General features: G+C 37.6%; 13 protein-coding genes. 5 read left to right on the top strand and 8 right to left on the bottom strand.

The genetic code is table 11. The features are described 5' to 3' along the window. Positions 1-29: 29 nt before the first annotated feature. Positions 30-2,102 carry an alpha-amylase gene (locus CIK00_RS18220; protein WP_101770044.1) on the bottom strand — a complete coding sequence of 691 codons (2,073 nt, stop codon included), beginning with the start codon at positions 2,100-2,102 and terminating at the stop codon, positions 30-32. Positions 2,103-2,175: 73 nt separating this feature from the next. Then, the gene (gene pulA / locus CIK00_RS18215; protein WP_101770043.1) at positions 2,176-5,490 is read right to left on the bottom strand and encodes a pullulanase-type alpha-1,6-glucosidase; all 3,315 of its coding nucleotides are present in this window, start codon (positions 5,488-5,490) and stop codon (positions 2,176-2,178) included. Positions 5,491-5,879: 389 nt separating this feature from the next. On the opposite strand from pulA, the gene CIK00_RS18210 reads away from it, so the two are divergent. Then, positions 5,880-7,877 carry an LTA synthase family protein gene (locus CIK00_RS18210; RefSeq protein ID WP_101770042.1) on the top strand — a complete coding sequence of 666 codons (1,998 nt, stop codon included), beginning with the start codon at positions 5,880-5,882 and terminating at the stop codon, positions 7,875-7,877. A gap of 345 nt (positions 7,878-8,222) precedes the next feature. Here the strand turns inward: CIK00_RS18210 and CIK00_RS18205 are convergent, their stop codons facing one another. After that, a complete protein-coding gene (locus CIK00_RS18205) occupies positions 8,223-9,242 on the bottom strand; it encodes a transposase (RefSeq protein WP_101770041.1) in 1,020 nt (339 codons plus the stop codon). Positions 9,243-9,498: 256 nt separating this feature from the next. On the opposite strand from CIK00_RS18205, the gene CIK00_RS18200 reads away from it, so the two are divergent. From CIK00_RS18200 to CIK00_RS21195, 4 genes are all read left to right on the top strand, one after another. Further along, on the top strand, positions 9,499-10,350 hold the full coding sequence (locus CIK00_RS18200; RefSeq protein ID WP_101770040.1) for a cysteine hydrolase family protein: 852 nt from the start codon (positions 9,499-9,501) through the stop codon (positions 10,348-10,350). A gap of 254 nt (positions 10,351-10,604) precedes the next feature. Beyond that, positions 10,605-11,450, top strand: coding sequence for a ModD protein (gene modD / locus CIK00_RS18195; RefSeq protein ID WP_101770039.1), 846 nt, complete (start codon positions 10,605-10,607; stop codon positions 11,448-11,450). A gap of 264 nt (positions 11,451-11,714) precedes the next feature. Next, the gene (locus tag CIK00_RS18190) at positions 11,715-12,758 is read left to right on the top strand and encodes an oxidoreductase (protein ID WP_101770038.1); all 1,044 of its coding nucleotides are present in this window, start codon (positions 11,715-11,717) and stop codon (positions 12,756-12,758) included. Positions 12,759-12,829: 71 nt separating this feature from the next. After that, entirely contained in the window at positions 12,830-12,946 is a 117-nt protein-coding gene (locus CIK00_RS21195) for a phage integrase N-terminal SAM-like domain-containing protein (RefSeq protein ID WP_107236608.1), read from the top strand. 706 nt (positions 12,947-13,652) lie between these two features. On the opposite strand, the gene efeB is transcribed toward CIK00_RS21195, so the two are convergent. The 5 genes from efeB to CIK00_RS18165 form a co-directional block, all read right to left on the bottom strand. Further along, a complete protein-coding gene (gene efeB / locus CIK00_RS18185) occupies positions 13,653-14,894 on the bottom strand; it encodes an iron uptake transporter deferrochelatase/peroxidase subunit (protein ID WP_101770037.1) in 1,242 nt (413 codons plus the stop codon). Between the two features lie 18 nt (positions 14,895-14,912). Then, positions 14,913-15,809: an EfeM/EfeO family lipoprotein gene (locus tag CIK00_RS18180; protein WP_101770036.1), complete on the bottom strand. Its 897-nt coding sequence runs from the start codon at positions 15,807-15,809 to the stop codon at positions 14,913-14,915. Beyond that, positions 15,802-16,638: an FTR1 family iron permease gene (locus CIK00_RS18175; protein ID WP_101770035.1), complete on the bottom strand. Its 837-nt coding sequence runs from the start codon at positions 16,636-16,638 to the stop codon at positions 15,802-15,804. The genes CIK00_RS18180 and CIK00_RS18175 overlap by 8 nt, the downstream gene beginning before the upstream one ends. Continuing rightward, positions 16,635-16,982: a cupredoxin domain-containing protein gene (locus tag CIK00_RS18170; protein WP_101770034.1), complete on the bottom strand. Its 348-nt coding sequence runs from the start codon at positions 16,980-16,982 to the stop codon at positions 16,635-16,637. Before CIK00_RS18170 ends, CIK00_RS18175 begins: the two co-directional genes overlap by 4 nt. Positions 16,983-17,053: 71 nt before the next feature. Next, positions 17,054-17,605 (bottom strand): iron transporter, encoded by a 552-nt coding sequence (locus tag CIK00_RS18165; protein ID WP_101770033.1) that lies wholly within the window; start codon positions 17,603-17,605, stop codon positions 17,054-17,056. Positions 17,606-18,206: the final 601 nt, after the last annotated feature.

Genomic DNA, 18,206 nt, shown 5'->3' with positions numbered 1-18,206 from the left:
TCTCAGCGCAAGTGGATAATCATATTCTTTTATTTCTGAGGCTTACCAATAAATGCCACCACAACTTTATCCGCGCCTAACTGACGGCTAAAGGCATAACCTTGTTGTTGTGGTAATTGATTGTGAACACCGGCTCCAACCGCAGGATGTCGCTGACGAAATTGCCCGACAGTTTGCCAATGCTTAAGTAAATCTTGCTGATCACCATTCAAATTCCACACCATATCAGAGCGTGTTCCTTGATGAAAATCATCGGCATAAGGCCCTAAATCTCGTCCAACCTCATCACCATAAAAAACTTGAACGGCACCAGGGCTTAACAACAGCGCATTAGCGGCACTTTTTTGCATATCAAACGAGCGATAACGACTAAAAAACAATTCTGTATCATGTGAGGAGATATAACTCGTCATATTAAAATCAAGAGATTGTTCAAGCTGCTGACTATAATCTTGATAAATATCTTTCATTTGTGAGAAACACACCGCAGCTTGGTCCATTTTCTTTTGTAGATCAAAATTAATTAACGCATCAAAACCATCGTTATAATAAGGACTACGATATGCTCCATGTCCCCATACTTCTCCCATCATCCAAAATGGTGCACTATTTTTATTATTATGCTTATTTTTCTTACGCCATTGCGTTAAGTCTTTAGTTGCTTGCTGTTTTAACCGCCGCCAAACTTCACCATCCACATGTTTTACTGTATCAACTCGAAAACCATCAATACCAAACCGTTTAACCCAATCTGTTTGCCACTCTATTAGATAATCACTCACGGTAAAATTCGGTATTACTTTGACTCGAGTATCAGGATTATCGAGTAGCCATTTTGGCGGTATTACTTTGTTTTTCGATTCAGTAAGAAAATCAGGTAATCCGGCCAATGCCATAGTGATATCACTACTTCCGGGAGCCGGATAATCAGGCAACCCAGCACGAACCCAATCTTTACCCCACCATAGACGCCACTGATCACTCTTATAATCAATCAACTGATTATAACTATGCCAATTTTGATCGTGCGTTGGCTGCCAATCGCCCCAATGCTTAGGTAATTGTTCTTGATTCACAACATTTAACTTATCAAGTTGTAAATCAGCTAATGTTGCGTATCCAGCATGATTAATCACCGCATCTAGCAGTACTTTTATTCCACGCTTATGCGCTTGCGTCACTAATTCTTTAAATACAGCTTCATTACCTAAATTAGCATCTATTTTAGTAAAATCACGAGTCCAATACCCGTGGTAAGCATAAAATGGAAAAGAGCCACTATCACCTCCTCCGACAAAACCATGCACTTGTTCAACAATAGGAGAAAGCCAAATAACATTAGTTCCAAGATTTTGAATATAATCTAATTTATCAATTACACCCTGTAAATCACCGCCATGAAACGTCCCTACTTCCTGTTTACCATCCTTATGACGACCATAACTATGATCATTTTGACGGTCAGCATTATTAAAACGATCTAACATCACAAAATAAATATTAGCATTTCGGTAATTAAACGGCTCTGGTATAGGCACTGACAATGGCTCTAATAACACTAACCCTGCACTATTTGTTGCAGGCGTTAACTCTACCTTTCCATTTTTAACTACGACATTTTGTTGCGTAAAAACTTCACGTAATGTTGTACCATCTTGATATGTACTCGCTAAATTTATTGTTACTGAGCCACCATGATAACTATCACAACTTACAGGGGGAATAGGACGTTTAAATACGCTTTTTGCGTGCTTTTTAGGTATACGTTTTATTCGTACTGTTTGTAATTTAGCGTCATATTCAAATGCATAATCTCCGCTAAATCGAATAGTCAAAGGCAAAACCGTTGGCACTGAACACCCTAAATTTAATGGTTGATTAAACCGTACTTTAGTGGCGATAGGTTGTTGACAATCTTGATTAATCCCTTCTATTTTTAATTGATATTTATCTTTAACCAATGGCACTTCTAATATCGTTTGTTGAGATAATGGATAATCACGGCTTGTCGTGGTAGTAGAAAGCGTCAAAGATGGCGTCGCCAATACCACACTGCTTGATAAAGCGGAACAAAACACAGCAAATAACATATTAACTTTCATATAAGATTCCTAAAGCACAAGCCCTTTACCCATAAGATAAAGAGCTCTACAAGATGATTTTATTGCATTTATTTTATTGAAGGACAGGTAAACCTTGTGAGCGAACATTTCCTCGTGGCATAACAAATACCGCAGGAGTCCACGCAGGAACAGTTAAGACAGTTCCATCAACGGTTGTACCCTTTGCCAAATCAGATTTATATTTTTCACTTGGCTCAAAACCTGTAGCGCCAATATCAACCGATTGACTTTCAGGGCTCGCATTAATCACAATCGCCATTGCATCAAGCGTTGAATCAATATCTTCCAACCCATTGCCATTATTAATGGTCATAACAATCAAGCCTGGTTTTTGATCTACGCCTGTATTATGGAATGCCACTCGATTAATCACTTCGAATCCTGTACCTAATGTTATTAAAGGGTAGCTCTGACGTAAGTTGGTAAGATCGAGATAATAATCCAACATTTGTTGAATCTCTTTGCTATTTGGTTTTGCATTGGCTCCACTACCATCAATAACTTGCTCAATAATATTATAGTTATCACCGTCTTTATCTTTACGTGGTAAACCTTTATTCCAGTTGTTATCTTGCAAGGTAAAATCAACGTTATTATACCAATCACCAGAATCGTAAGAGTCTCTTTGCATTGATTTAGAACGTAATATCTCAGATCCCATCTGAGTAAATGGTACGCCTTGGCCTAACATTGCCGTTGCTAACGATACCGCTTGCATACGAACACGTTGACTCGCGCTAACGCCATAAGGGATCTTGTATTGTTGGTTATCCCATAATGTTTGGTTGTCATGCTTAGAGACATAGTTTTGAATTTCAGTAGGATCTTTTGCATATCCTGCGGGTTGACCGTTGTAATCAAGTTGATCACCTCGAATACGTTGACCTTGTGCATTCTCAAATTGGAACGCCTTTAGATTACCGGCCATGCCTAAGCGTACTAAATCCGCTGCATGAAATGCGGTTGCTTTACTGGTTGTGCTTATCTTATTTGGTTGAACATAAGCGCCATTACCGAAACCTTGGTTTTCTCGCAGTGCATTGCCACCATCAAATGGACCGCCACCTCGAACGGCATCACGAAGACGATCAGAGAAACTACCGATCCCCGTTCCAGCTAAATGAGCCTGCGTTGCTTGTATAAATAAACGATCATTAGCAACCTCGCCGAAATTCCACCCTTCACCGTAAAAATATGTTTGAGGATCCACGGCTTGCACAGCATGTAATGCATCTTCCATTTGTGCTAGTGGATGGTGCCCCATTAAATCAAAACGGAATGCATCAATTTTATAATCTCGTGACCATACCACCAATGAATCTTTAATCAGCTTCGCCATCATCGCGTGTTCTGGTGCAGTATTAGAACAACAAGTGGAATTTTCTACTGCCCCCGTTTTAGGATTTAAGCGGTTGTAATACCAAGGAACTATCTTATCAAGTACCGACGTTTCACTTACTGGACCTGCAGAATTAGTGTGATTGTAAACAACATCCATCACTACATTCATCTTAATATCTTGCTTAACCGCTTTAATCATTTCTCGCATTTCTAAAATACGTGTTTTACCTTCCGCATTTGTTGCATAAGATCCTTCAGGCACAGTGTAATGAAAAGGATCGTAACCCCAGTTAAAGCTATCAGTTTCCGATATGAGTCGATTAAGTATCTGTACTTTAGGATTCTTTTCATTATCACCATTTTGCTCACGAGCCAGTACTTCAGCGATGGTTAAATCACTACTACAATCACTACTAAATAATGAGCTAGCAACGTTGGGATTAACCTTGCATAACGTAGAGAAAGGTTGATCGATATTAGCAACTTGTTGTGGATCTTCATTAATGGTCGCAATATCAAAAATAGGTAATAAATGTAGATGCGTTATGCCATTCTCGCTCAATTTTTTAAGATGGTTAACCGGAATAGAATCAGCCTGAGTAAATGCTTTAAACTTACCGCGATACGCTTCTTTAGTAGATTGATCATGCGCACTAAAATCACGCACATGAGCTTCATAAATCACAAAAGAACTTGGATTAGATTGATCTCTTGGACGCGCTAATTCATCCCACCCTTCAGGCTTTAACCTTGGATCATTTAGATTAACAACTTGGCTGTACTTAGAGTTCATCGCCAAACTTAATGAATAGGGATCGGTCACTTGGTATTGCTCAACATTGCCGGATACCGGGTGGAACACATTAACTAAATAACGATAATACGTCCCATCTTTTGCTTTATCGGTAATGGAAGACCACACACCTGATTGCGGATCAAAATCCATCTGCAATCGTCCCAGCTCTTTCTTTTCATTATTAAATAAAACCAGAACAATATTTTGCGCAGTCGGTGCCCATAATTTAAATTGCACGCCATTGTCAGTAATCGTTGAGCCTAATTGTTCTGATTGCGCTTTAGATGCAAACAGTTGATCAAGTGCACCAGCTGATTGAACTTTAGTACCCGCTAATACTGTACCTTTTTTATCGACGGCTAACACAATATTTTCAGCTTTCACAATGGCTCGCATATCAACATCATTAGGAATGGTATAAGCCTGTTGACCCGCAAGATACGGGAAGCGTGCTTGTTGTTGTCCCGTTAATGTCGCAGGTTTTAATACAATGTAATCCGCAGTATATTGATAACTATCATTTGGTTTAATATCCCCTTTTAATGACACATACATACGAACTTGAGCAGCACCACTCGCACCATTCCACACTAATATATTTGTACCAATAAGGTGAGCTTCCGCATTCGCAATACCAGACATCGCAATAAATGCTTGTTCACGAGAATCCTTCGCCTTGGTATCTCCTGCAATATACGATGCGGTACGATCAGGTATTTGAGTAAAATCTAATTGAACATTACCACCTAGCGGATTAGATAAGTTGTCATCTCGCACAATGAAATTAATACAATTACTCTTACCGTCTTTAAGATTAATCTTCCAATATGGCCCTAAGTTATCAACGCCTGTTGGTGTATTCTGGCTATTATCCCATGCCCCATTCAGCATATTACTTGCGGCGCGATCACACTGATCATTATTCCAAATGTGAAGGCTATAATTGGCAAAATTATTACTGCGGGTTGTTCCTGATTTAGCAACATAATAAACCACCGCCTCGCCATCTTTAGCTTGTATGGGTTCTGACACTTCACCAACATTATTTAAGGTTGCTGTAGGGCCATTTGTTGACGGTAGTTTAATCGCAATTTGGGGAGGATTTGTGGTATCAAAATAGGCGTTATCATCTATTGTATTTTTTGAGGAATTGTCATTACACCCACCAAGAATGATAGTCGTAATAATAGATAAGATGGAAGACGAAAGTAATGAACGCTTATAAATCATGCTAATATTCTTATGGGACATATTGAAATTGCATGCATCATAAAAAAAGACCGTCACTACAAATTGTGATGCGGAGCATTAAATGACAAAAATAATAACGGCTTTTTATTCATTATTCACAACCTATCACATTCTGTAGGGCTACAAAAACACAACACGTTAAACCTAGAAATTATCAATAAAATGAATCCATTCGTTTGATGGTTAAAAATCACCCACAGCAAAACAGCAACTTCATCGACAAAAATATAGAAATACAGCCAAAACGTTCTTTATACAAATATCATGCCTCTTTATTTGTGATAAATGCATTTATATTGAAACTTTTTTGAAAACTAGCTATCAAAATTACACTTGAAACAATCTCAAACTATTTAAGCAGTTAATTTATGGACTTTTTTACCCTGTTAGATCCAATTAAAAAGATGACTGGCGTAATGTTCCCTATACTCATGTTTTTTCTTTCTGGCATTGCAGTATTAACAATTTCGCGTGTCTTTTTATGTCTCTGGCAAAAAGAGCGTGTTTCTAATGCACATGGCTGGAAGATAATTTTCAGCTCTGGGTTGAGAATGGATATCGTTAGTATGTGTTACCTGGTCATCGTACCTTGTCTTATATCCCCCTTTCTCATTGGTACCCCTTATTTAAGTCATATCTGGTTGGTAATACTCTCATTATGGATCACGTTTGGACTATGGCTTTTAGTCTATATGGAAGCTGCAACACCGTTTTTCATTAAAGAATATGATGTACGTCCAAACCGCCTATTTGTTGAATACCTTATCTATCCAAAAGAAGTAATGAGCATGATGTGGAGTGGCTATAAACTTGAGTTAGCTCTTGGTTTAATCATTTCACTAACAACACTCTATTTTGGTTGGATATTTTCAAACTACCTTGTTCAAGACCTTTCGGTTCCAGCGTGGTACTGGCGTCCTATTATAGCTTTGAGTACTGTCGCACTGTGTGTTATAGGTGCACGTTCGACATTCGGTCACCGCGCTATAAATCCATCCATGATCGCCTTTTCACATGATAACCTCATGAATGATTTTCCATTAAACTCGACGTATTCAGTTCTATATGCAATGAAACTAATGCGCAAAATAGTCGACTCGTCCACTATATATCCACCAATGGAAAAAGAAGATATTATTCAGACTATACAAGAAAATAGTCAATTACCCGCAGATGCTTTTAGTTACCAACCACTACCGACACTTGCTTATCACAAAGCGAGTAATACTGGTAAACGCAAAAACATCGTTATTTTGCTACAAGAAAGCCTTGGCGCGCGGTTTGTCGGCGGCTTAGGTGGTTTACCTCTCACGCCGAATCTCGATCAATTAATGCAAGAAAGTTGGAATCTTACTCGATTATATGCAACTGGAACACGTTCAATCCGAGGTATTGAAGCGGTTACTACTGGATTTTTCCCAACACCTGCGAATGCCATTGTAAAATTACCTAAAAGCCAAAATAATTTTTATTCGATGGCTCAAACGCTTAAAAATGAAAATTATCATACTCAATTCATCTATGCTGGCGAAAGTCATTTTGACAATATGAAAGGCTTCATGCTGGGTAATGGTTTTGTTGATATTCAAGATTTGCCCACATTTCATAATCCAGAATTTATTGGATCATGGGGCGCATGTGATGAAGATCTTTACAATAAAGCACACCAACAATTTAGTATGCTTTCTCAACAAGATAAGCCCTTTTTTAGCTTAGTCTTCACAACAACAAATCATTCACCTTATGATTACCCACAAGATAAAATAGAACCTTATAACCAGCCAGCGACCACTCGAGAAAATACCGTTAAATATTCAGATTACGCGCTGGGTAAATTTCTAGAACAAGCTAAAAAATCAGATTATTGGGACGATACTATTTTTGTACTCGTTGCGGATCATGATTCGCGTGCTTATGGTGATCAAATAGTACCAATAGACTGCTTCCATATTCCTGCCGTCATTTTTGGTGGTGGTATATCTGCATGTGAGGATAATCAATTAGCCAGTCAACTTGATTTACCACCAACATTATTGTCAATGGCTGGTATTAGTGCTTATCACCCGATGATGGGAAATGATCTCAGCAAAGAAGTAGAACAACACAAACAAAGAGCCATCATGCAATACCACAATAACTTTGCGTGGCTAAATAAAGATAATCATGCTGTCGTCTTTCAACCAAACAAAGACGTAATGACTTTTCACTATGAACCGACAAGTCATGTATTAATTCCAACTAAATTACCCGATAGCGAAATAAAAACAGCGAATGCATTCGCGTTATGGGGCAGCTTGTCTTATAAACAAGATTTCTATCAATGGGATAAAATAACAACGGCACAAGCTAACAATATTCAGGATTAATATCCTCGCCTCTTAGTTTCTAATTAATAGAAATTAAGAGGCTTTTTTTTGCATGACAAGCACACGAGAAAGAGCACAAAGGACAGCCATATCTTTTTACAATTACCGCTCAAACAAAAGACATTCATTGCAACAAACACCTAAATTTTGGACAGCCATATCTTTCTAGCATCAAAACCATCACGCACTGAAACAATAACAACCAAATACCATTTACTTCGGTTTTGAATGTGAAAAAAACAGTCTCACAACAATAAAACATCTTCTTTCCTGTTTAACAAGATCACAAAATTCCACAATAAACGATTATTGCGGTAATAAGCTTCTGTAATTACAAAGATGAATTTAGTGAGGGTGTAATCTTTGACTAGCGACCTTACCTTTACACCAACGACCACCAAAATGCTGTTGAAACGAACACATTCGCGACCATTTACCACTCACATTAGTATAGTGCTCCATAAAGTCATTACTATTATCTAACCACGCTTCTGCATTAACCCCCATTTGTTGTAACAGTTTAGGTTGAGTGGCAGGAATAAAACCTTTTTTATCATCGCGAATACTACGTCCAGTCCAATCAATCAGCTCTAAATAATCAACAAAATCAAACTGAATCCCTGCCTGTTTAGCCTGATGCTCAGCGCCAACAAAAGGTAATAATCCAATTTTAGAGCGCTTAATTGATGATAAATTTAAGGTTGATTTTTTTGCTATCGACGTTTGATGGCATTCTGCTATTCGCTGTTGAATTGAAGTAAAATCAGAGTCGTGCAACGATGTTGTAAGTCCTGCTCGAATCGGATTTAAATCAACGTACATCATACAAGAGAGTAATGCTTGTTCATCTAACAACGCTTGAGATTTAAAACGCCCTTCCCAAAAAGCACCAGTACAATCATCTTCTTTGTTGGCTTTTCGCGCAATTTCTTCATTTAAACACCGCATAAACCAGCTAATACTGCCTAATCGTGACTGCCATTCTGCAACCAATGTTGATAACGCTTGTTTCTTATCTGCACCAACATCACCATTATTAACAAAATCTACCGCAATCGGATGACCATTAAATAACTGTAACCAACGAGAAATGACCTCTTGAGGTGATAGCGCCTGTTGTTGCTGTGTGTCAATTTTCAAGACTAAATGATAGTGGTTATTCATGACGGCATAGGCGCAAACATCAATACAAAATACCTCAGACAGCTTCTTGATTTTATTCACGATCCAACCACGTCGATGTTGGTAATTTTTACCACTATACGGATCATCACCACACAAATAAGCCCGCCGAACACAGCGATTAATAATATGATAATACGGAGTAATTTGAGGTTCGATCAATTTACGTCTTGAGACTGTCATTTCTTCCACCATAAGCAATACGAGGCTTAAGTTTAGTAGCTTATCGAAAGTCTGCAATGTTTTGGCTGTCCCGTGTAATGGTGCAATGCCCCGTATTTCTTTTATGGCTGTCCCAATTCTTCTGAGCACTTGAAGATGTTTTAGATAGTCATCTTATTTCTTTTCAATTAACGCTCACCCACGTATATTTATTCCACTTTTTCACCATGCTGTCACTCGATTCAGATCAACACCTCAAAGCATAAAGGAGTATGCAATGCATCAAACAATAACATCATTACTTATCATTGATCCTCAATACGACTTTTATGATGTACCATTAAATGAGCAACTCACTTTAGGTGCACCACCAAATACAATCTCTCCCTCTCTTCCTGTTCCTCATTCATGGGAAGATGCTCAACGACTTGCTACATTTATTAATAATCAACAAAATAAAATCAACAATATCGTTGTAACCCTTGATAGCCACCATGAATACGATATTGCTCACACGATTTATTGGCAGAATAAACATGATCAACATCCTGCGCCATTTACGCTTATTAGCCATCAGAATATTGTTGATGGCTTATGGCAACCGACCAATTTAGAGCACCTTGGTCACGTACTTGAATATACTCAGTTCCTTGAAAAAACAGGTAAATACAGCCTGATTATTTGGCCAACACACTGTATTATCAATTCAGTCGGACATACCATTGTTGCCCCGATTCAAACCGCTATTGATGCTTGGGAAAAACAGACAGCCCTTTCACGCCACACCATCTCTAAAGGTGAAAATCCACATACTGAGCACTATGGTGGTTGTGAAGCTGAATACCCACTGCTCGATGATATAAAGACTCAGTTTGATCCCCAATTAACGGCATTAGTTATACAGAGTGATCGCGTCTTTATTTCAGGACAAGCCCTATCTCACTGCGTCGCAAGCACTATTGAACAAATGGTCGATAAACTACCACTTGCTGACATTAACAAATTAACCCTCCTTATTGATACCACCAGCCCTGTCGCAGGCTTTGAACAACAAGCGAAAGTCTTTATTGAAAAGATGGAGATTTTAGGTGTCAACATTGCTAACACAACGGATATTATGGCGGGTTAAATCGCAACCCACGCAAAAAACAAAGACAGGACAGCCATATATTTGAACATTGTTATGGCTGTCCCATCTTTTCTTTCTTTTATGGCTGTCCTATCCTTTTTGTTCCTTGTTCTTCAATAGCCCCCTGATTCTGATAATAAAAAATTACTCGTAAAAACAGTGCTAGCCGTTGCGATTATGTAGCTTTAAATCACACGATATATAACTTACTATATATCGATAAATTATTAGCTTATCCACTTATAGGAACTTATATGTTGTACTTTTCAGATCAAGAACTTGATGCCTTTTTACTCGAAGATGCCTACCGAGGAGATCTCACCACGCGTACTCTTGGTATTAACAAACATATGGGGAAAATGGTATTCAAAAGAAAACACGCAGGTCGAGTTGCTGGTATTGAAATCGCTAAAGCACTATTAATCAAGCTGGGACTACAACCTATTGTCCATATTGAAGATGGAGAAGATGTTGCTCCCAATACAGTATTGATTGAGGTGGAAGGAAAAGCAGAGCAACTACATATGGGATGGAAAGCCGTTCAACTGGTACTTGAGTGGAGTTGTGGGGTTGCACAATATACCGCAGGAATAGTTGCCCAAGTAAAAAGCATCAATCCACACGCCATTATCGCCTGCACAAGAAAAAGTATTCCAGGAACGCGTAAACTAGCAACTGCTGCGGTATTAGCGGGAGGTGGGCATATTCATCGTTCAGGCCTTAGTGAAACAATTTTGGTATTCACCAACCATCGTAATCTCTGCGCCGAGCCGAATAACTTTAAGCAACAAATCAGTCAACTACGCCAACAAGCACCAGAAAATAAAATTACCGTCGAAGCAGATACACTCGATCACGTTGCTGCAATCTTAAAAGGTGCTCCTGATATTATTCAACTTGATAAATTTACTATCGAGCAAGTCAAGCAATCAATAATACAGCTCGCACAATCAGGTTTACCGACAATACTTTCCGTCGCTGGCGGTATAAACATCAGCAATGCTAAACAATACGCACAAACTGGTGTAAATTTATTTATTACCTCTGCACCTTATTATGCTGAACCTGAAGATATCAAGGTTATTATCACTCCGATCTAACATGCAAATGGATGACAATGCAGTCCTTCACGTTTCACTTAGTTCTCTCTAATAATCCCAAACAGTAAAAATGAATCGAAATGCTACTTAAATCTATAATGCTATGGCTGTCCTATCTTCACTTGTTTTAGTATTTACAATTCATTCATAATCATTACTTTCATACAATATAATTCATAGAACGATAAATTTGCAGCTTAAAAATATATTTACTTTATCATAAACAAGCACTGAGCTTTTATCCAACAACTGAGCGTGACTATTATGACCTTTTCTTCCATCAAAACCGCTATTATTGGCTACGGCTTTTCAGCAACAACCTTTCATATTCCCTTTATTAACACCTTGCCAGAATTTGAATTTACAGCGGTAAGTACCCGTAATCGTGAAGCAGTCAATCGTGATTGGCCCAATGTACAGCATTATGAATCTGCGCAAGATTTACTGAACCACTCTGATGCTGAGCTTGTCATTATCACAGCCCCTAACGACGTCCACTTTGAGCTCGCTAAACAAGCACTTGAAAACGGTAAGCACGTTATCATAGAAAAACCATTTGTAACCAACATTGCCGATGGTGAAGCATTAATTGCCCTTGCAGCAGAGAAAAACCGAATCTTAAGCGTATATCACAATCGCCGTTGGGATGGTGACTTCTTAACAATTAAAAAGATGATTGAAGAAAAACGTTGTGGTGAGTTAAAGCATTTTGAATCTCATTTCGACCGTTTTCGACCAGAAGTTCGTCAACGTTGGCGTGAACAAGCGACCAATGGTGGTGGGCTTTTATTTGATTTAGGCTCGCACCTTATCGATCAAGCTCTGGTACTATTTGGTGTTCCTGATGCGATTACCGCACAATGTGAAATCATGCGTGAAGGTTCAACAAATGTCGATTACTTCAATATTGTTCTGCATTACCCTAATCATTTAGCGACCTTACATGGTGATTTATTCAGTGCTGGTCCAAACAAACGTTTTACGGTAAAAGGCACGCAAGGAAGCTATGAGAAATACGGTTTAGATCCACAAGAAGCGTGTTTAATTGCAGGCGTTTTGCCTAACAAACCACAATGGGCAAATGAAACATCGGAGCAATATGGTCATTTCTATGATGCAGATGGCGTCGAAACCATTACAACTGAGTCTGGTTGCTATCAACAATACTTTCAAGAACTTGCATTAGCGATTAACACCAATACAGCGCCACCCGTAACCGCAACAGACGCGTTATGGAATATCAAACTGATCGCACTCGCAATGGAAAGTAGCCGCCAAGGCAAGACGCTTACTATAGATAAATGGTGATAGTGGTTAATTAAGACCGCCATTTTCTCTATCAAGCCAAAGGCAGGACAGCCATATGTTTACATACTTTTATGGCTGTCCTATATTTCTCACGACTGATTAAAACCCATTCATGGAGTATCGTCAGAATTGATCGTAATGGATTACAGTTTTTCTTTAAGCATGTACTTCAACGTGATTGGGAATAACAAAAATGAATTTATACCTAACAGCAGAGAAGAGCACTGGTTATTATCCGTCATCTCGGAAGCGAAGCATGAGCTATCCGTGATCTATTAATAGCGTGATCGAGTCTAAAAGATATCAATAAAATAGTAATTCTACGACACGCTAATGGTAATCGCTCTCGCAGACATTCACTGTAGGGAATGATGATTGTAAGCTCAGATAATCGCGTTAATTATTATCTATTTTCGAAATAGAAAGTTATGGGTGTCCTATATTTTTCTTTACTCTTCCACAAAACGATAATACCCAGATGGAATAGCTCCAATCAAAAGTCGCTTTATGAATATACACGATAACGCTATGAAAAATTTCATATCTCCGCTTTTTATTCCTTAATGCGATTGTTTTTATTTTACACATTAAATCAATCAACAAAAACTGGCTATCTTTCCTGAGTAGATTTCAATATAAACTTGTATGTTGTAAACACACAATGATGTGATTTTATTTATTATCTTTATGCTGTAATTGCAGGGTTCAAGAGTATTAATACTTTTAACTAATATACCTAATGATGACAATAGATACAGAAGTTCAGCAGAAGTTGGGACAGCCATAAGTTTTTTATACAAAAATAACGACAACATTGGTAAACAGCTCACATAAGCAATACGAAGATTAAGTGTAATGGCTTAGCTAGAATCTGCAATGTATTGGCAGTCCTCATTAAACATCATTAAATAACGCTTGACCAAGGTAGTCATCGTTAGCTTTCACTCCCGGCAGTACAAAATAATAACTACCGCCAAAAGGTTTGATATAACGTTCTAGAGGTTCTCCATTGAGCCTTTTTTGAGTATCTATAAAGCCTTTTTGAAGATTTTTTTGGTAACAGATAAAAATAAGTCCCATGTCTAACATGCCAAAATTATTGATACCGAGTGAATAACTGTAACTACGTCGGCGTAATTTTGCGGTGTATCGTTCAGGGTTACGAGGCTCTGCTCTGCGCATATGTGAATTAAACAAAATACGATCACCATGTGGATCTGTCTCATACTCAGGCGAGTCATGCTCATGTTTCATTCCGATAGGAGCACCTGTTATTTTATGGCGACCGAAGTCATTCTCTTGATCTTCTAAAGGTGTCCTATCCCAAAATTCAAGATTAAAACGGATCAAACGAACCGCTTGATATGAACCACCAATACACCAATGAGGCTCTTTATCCTTAGCTGTAACCCACACTAAGTCATCCATCAAATCCGTATTATTTGCTGGAGCATTACCGGTACCATCTTTAAACCCAAACAAATTCACCGGTGTTGTTTTATTATCAATATCACGCGAAGGTAAAAAACCGTCCATTTTCCAGCGTGGAACTATATACATACTCGTATGTTGTAAAATATCACGTAAAGCATAAACCACACTTTCGGGACTATTAGCGCAAATCTGCAACCCAATATCCCCTCCGCACCAATTAGGATCTAACTGATCATTAGGAAAACTTTTCATTTCTACTAGATGGCGCGGCTTTAATTGCTGTAATCCAAACCGAGAATCAAATAAATTCGCCCCCAAAGAAACCGTCACCGTTAGTGAGTCTGGATCTAAATGTCCACCCAGCATTCCTGACTCGAATGGTGGTATCTTATCATTATCATTCACGAGTAAATTGTTAGATTGAGTTAAATAAGTAATTCTTGCAGTCAGCACTTTAAATAACATCTTCAGCTCAGCTAATGTCATAACTGTTACATTACAGCTAATAAAAGAAACATTTTTTTGTTCTTTCGTAATCACTCCAGCCTGATGAAGACCTTGATAATCGATCTTTTTTTTATAATGGCTTCCAACCTCACGTTCTTGTGCCACTATTGCAGGAACAGTAAAGACAGCACTACCAAGCACCAATGTTTTTAATGCATTACGTCTAGATAATTTAAAACTTGATGATGTTTTCATTTCTTTTATTCCCCTATTTTAATATTGATATTTGTAATACACATCAAGGTTTAATGTTGCCCTTAGTGTTGCTAATAAATAAGCCTGCTGTGTTAATACAGAAAATAACGCCGCTTTATCTTTAACACTTAAATCGTCATAAGGTTTATATTCATTGGTCTTAATTTTATAGTTATCTAGAATTTCAGTGATTTTTTTAAAATTTTTCATTATTGACGCTGATGTTGAATGTGGTAGAAACGGTATAATGCCATCAATGATATATTGAGAACCTTTTACATTCGCGGCAATATCAGTCAAATCAGAATCACTATAGATATTTTCTTTACCTGCGAGTTTGGTTTCTAATATCATTTCAAGAAAATCAGCGGAGGATTGGATCAGTTTTACAATATCAACCTGTTCTGTTTCAACTCTTCGCTTTACATCATTTAAATTCATCAATAATTCATCAACAGCATTCAAAGTTGCTTGATTATTCTGTTGTTCAAAAAGTAAATACTCAACCAGATGAAACCCTTTGAAACGGTAGTCCTTCACTCCAGCAAGAAAATCATTTGAACGTGAATTAATAATTCGATCGGTATGACCAAATATTATCACAATAGGCCGAACCGTTTCATAATATTGATGTGCTTGAATATAAGCCATCTGCGCCACTCTCACATCATTATTTTTTAGGCTTTGCTTTAAATTATTTAACTGTTCAATCGCGTTATTAATATTTTTGACAGTATAATCCATATACTGCGTAGTTATTTTCTGATATTTCTCAGGGGTTGGAATATCACCTTTAGCAGTAATAATCTCATTGCCAGTTTGTACCGGAGATCGCAAGGCTTTTGCGACTACCACTTGTGAAAGCAATAACCCAATCATTAAATATGCAATTGAAATAGTCGTTTTATTACGCATGCTTTTTTCTCCGTAAAAACAGAGCAGAGATAACTATCCAGTACGCAATAAATACAATGACGCTTAACCAAATTGGCTGTGAACGGTAACCAAAAAATGCATTTAATAAATTACCAACGACGCCAGAATCATCAATGAATCCGGTCGAATTCCAAGCGGGTAAATAAAGAAAATCAGGAATAGGATAATCATATTCAAGCAGCAAATTAATGCCCTCTTCTACACCTTTAAGTAATAGCGATACAGCAAGGAATAACAATACAACTCCGGTAACATTAAAGAATATACGCCAGGGAACATAATGATTAATCAATGAGAATAGGTATAATGTCAGCGCAGCAATTGCAATTCCTCCAGCAACTTCTGTAAAGAAATCAATCGCATTACTTGCATTAAGAGACATAATAAAACCTGATAAGAACACTACAATTTCGCTACCTTCACGTGCAATCGCAATTGCAACAATAAACGTAACCCCCCACCAGTTTTGTTTTTCAGTTTGCTGTTCTAATCCAGAAACAATATCAGACTTCATTGAGTGACTATGACTATTCATCCAATAGACCATTTGCACAATTAATATACAGGCAGTAAACTCCATAATAATCATAAATAATGACTGTTCTGTATCGTTTAACACATTAAAAACACCATAAATAAGCAGTGCTAATAAAATAGAAGATCCAATACCAATGGCTATTCCACCCCACAGGTAACGTAAGCCACTTTGGCTATCGACATGCTGCTTGATCCACGCATAAATGATGCCAATTAAAAGTAAGGCTTCAATACTTTCACGCCAAATTACAAATAATACTTGTCCCTTCATTGGCTTGGCTCTTGAGCTATAATTTTTCCGTGTAAATGTTCTAAATGAAAATCATCAAAAAAAGTGTATGTTCCTTGTCTAAGAGGAGCAATAATCACTACAGAACTTGCACCTGGTGCTAGCACCTTTTCTTTGCGTAATTGAGTACTTTCAAATTCTGCAGGTTGATTACCTATATTTGAAATTTTAATTCGTATAATTTTATTAGTCGGTACATTTAAAACAGGAGGAATAAACTCACCATTATTAATTTTCAAATAAACCGTGTATTTTTCAGCTGCATAAGCAGATATTGGCGAAAATAAATAAAATGATAGAATAATAAAAGGAATATACTTTTTCATTTTGCCTCACATTAACTTAATAAACAAAAATAAGGGAAGTCGAACCTTCCCTTTTTATTTATATATAACGATTAATAACTACCTTTACGCCCAACCCCGGCATAATTAAATTCCCACGATACATCAAAAGGCTTAAACCAAGGGGCAACACCAGTCTCTTTATCTATATGGCGGAAAAATGGTGCGTTCTTATTATATGAAGGTGGATAAATGGTAAAACTCACTTTATATTTTCCCTTACCATCAAGTTTAATATTTTTACCATAGTGAGGGCCATCACTAGCAATCATTGGCATAAACATACCTGACTGTGTGGTTTCTTTATCACCTAGTTTAGTAACCGAGTATTTAATCGTTAGATATGGAATCCAATCTCCCTCTGCAAATCCATTTGGATTTTCTTCAACAGCATGAATATCTGCTTCTAAATGAACGTCAGCCTTACTCGCGGGTAATTGAGCCATACCCATACCTTCCATATCCATAGTAATCGGCTGTAAATAAACCCCTTGTATTTCCATTCCATCTTTAATTGTCGGCTGGCCTAAAGGGTATTCTTGAGAAATTGCAGTGGCTGAAAACAAAATTAACGTTGATGCGATTGCGATAGGTGTTTTTTTCATTATCTATTCCCTGAATGATTACAACAAAGACGCTAATGATATTGATTATCGTTACCATTGGTCAACTATTATTAGTTGCGACAAATGAAAACTAACTTTACAAAATCAATACAATTAACCACATTTATTTACGTGATTTAACAGAGAACATAGGACAGCCATATCTTTATTTTAAAAACTCAACGCGCGGTTAGTAGATTCCCTATCGCCCTCGCGGGCATTAAAACAGTCGAGTCCCATCTATGTTCGATTTGAAAAAATGATGGTCGTTGAACCATTAACACTTTTATCACAAAGACAGGACAGCCATATGTTTATATACTTTTATGGCTGTCCTATCTTTTTTATTTCAATATCACCTTTCATGATATTTTCAATATTTACTTATATAAAGCCGCTCGGGCTTGTCCAAAGAACATAGGACAGCCATCTCTTTATTTTAAAAACTCAACGCGCGGCAAGTAGATTCCCTATCGCCCTCGCGGGTATTAAAATAGTCGTGTCCCATTTGAAAAAATGACGGTCGTTGAACCATTAACACTTTTATGGCTGTCCTATTTTTCTGCTATTTTTCTCAGTGGAGAATAAGCATTAGATAGCC

Origin of the sequence: Photobacterium carnosum, from assembly GCF_002849605.1 — a bacterium.
Lineage (GTDB): Bacteria > Pseudomonadota > Gammaproteobacteria > Enterobacterales > Vibrionaceae > Photobacterium > Photobacterium carnosum.
The sequence above is the reverse complement of the archived record's forward strand: the minus strand, read 5'-3'. Positions and strand labels throughout refer to the sequence as shown.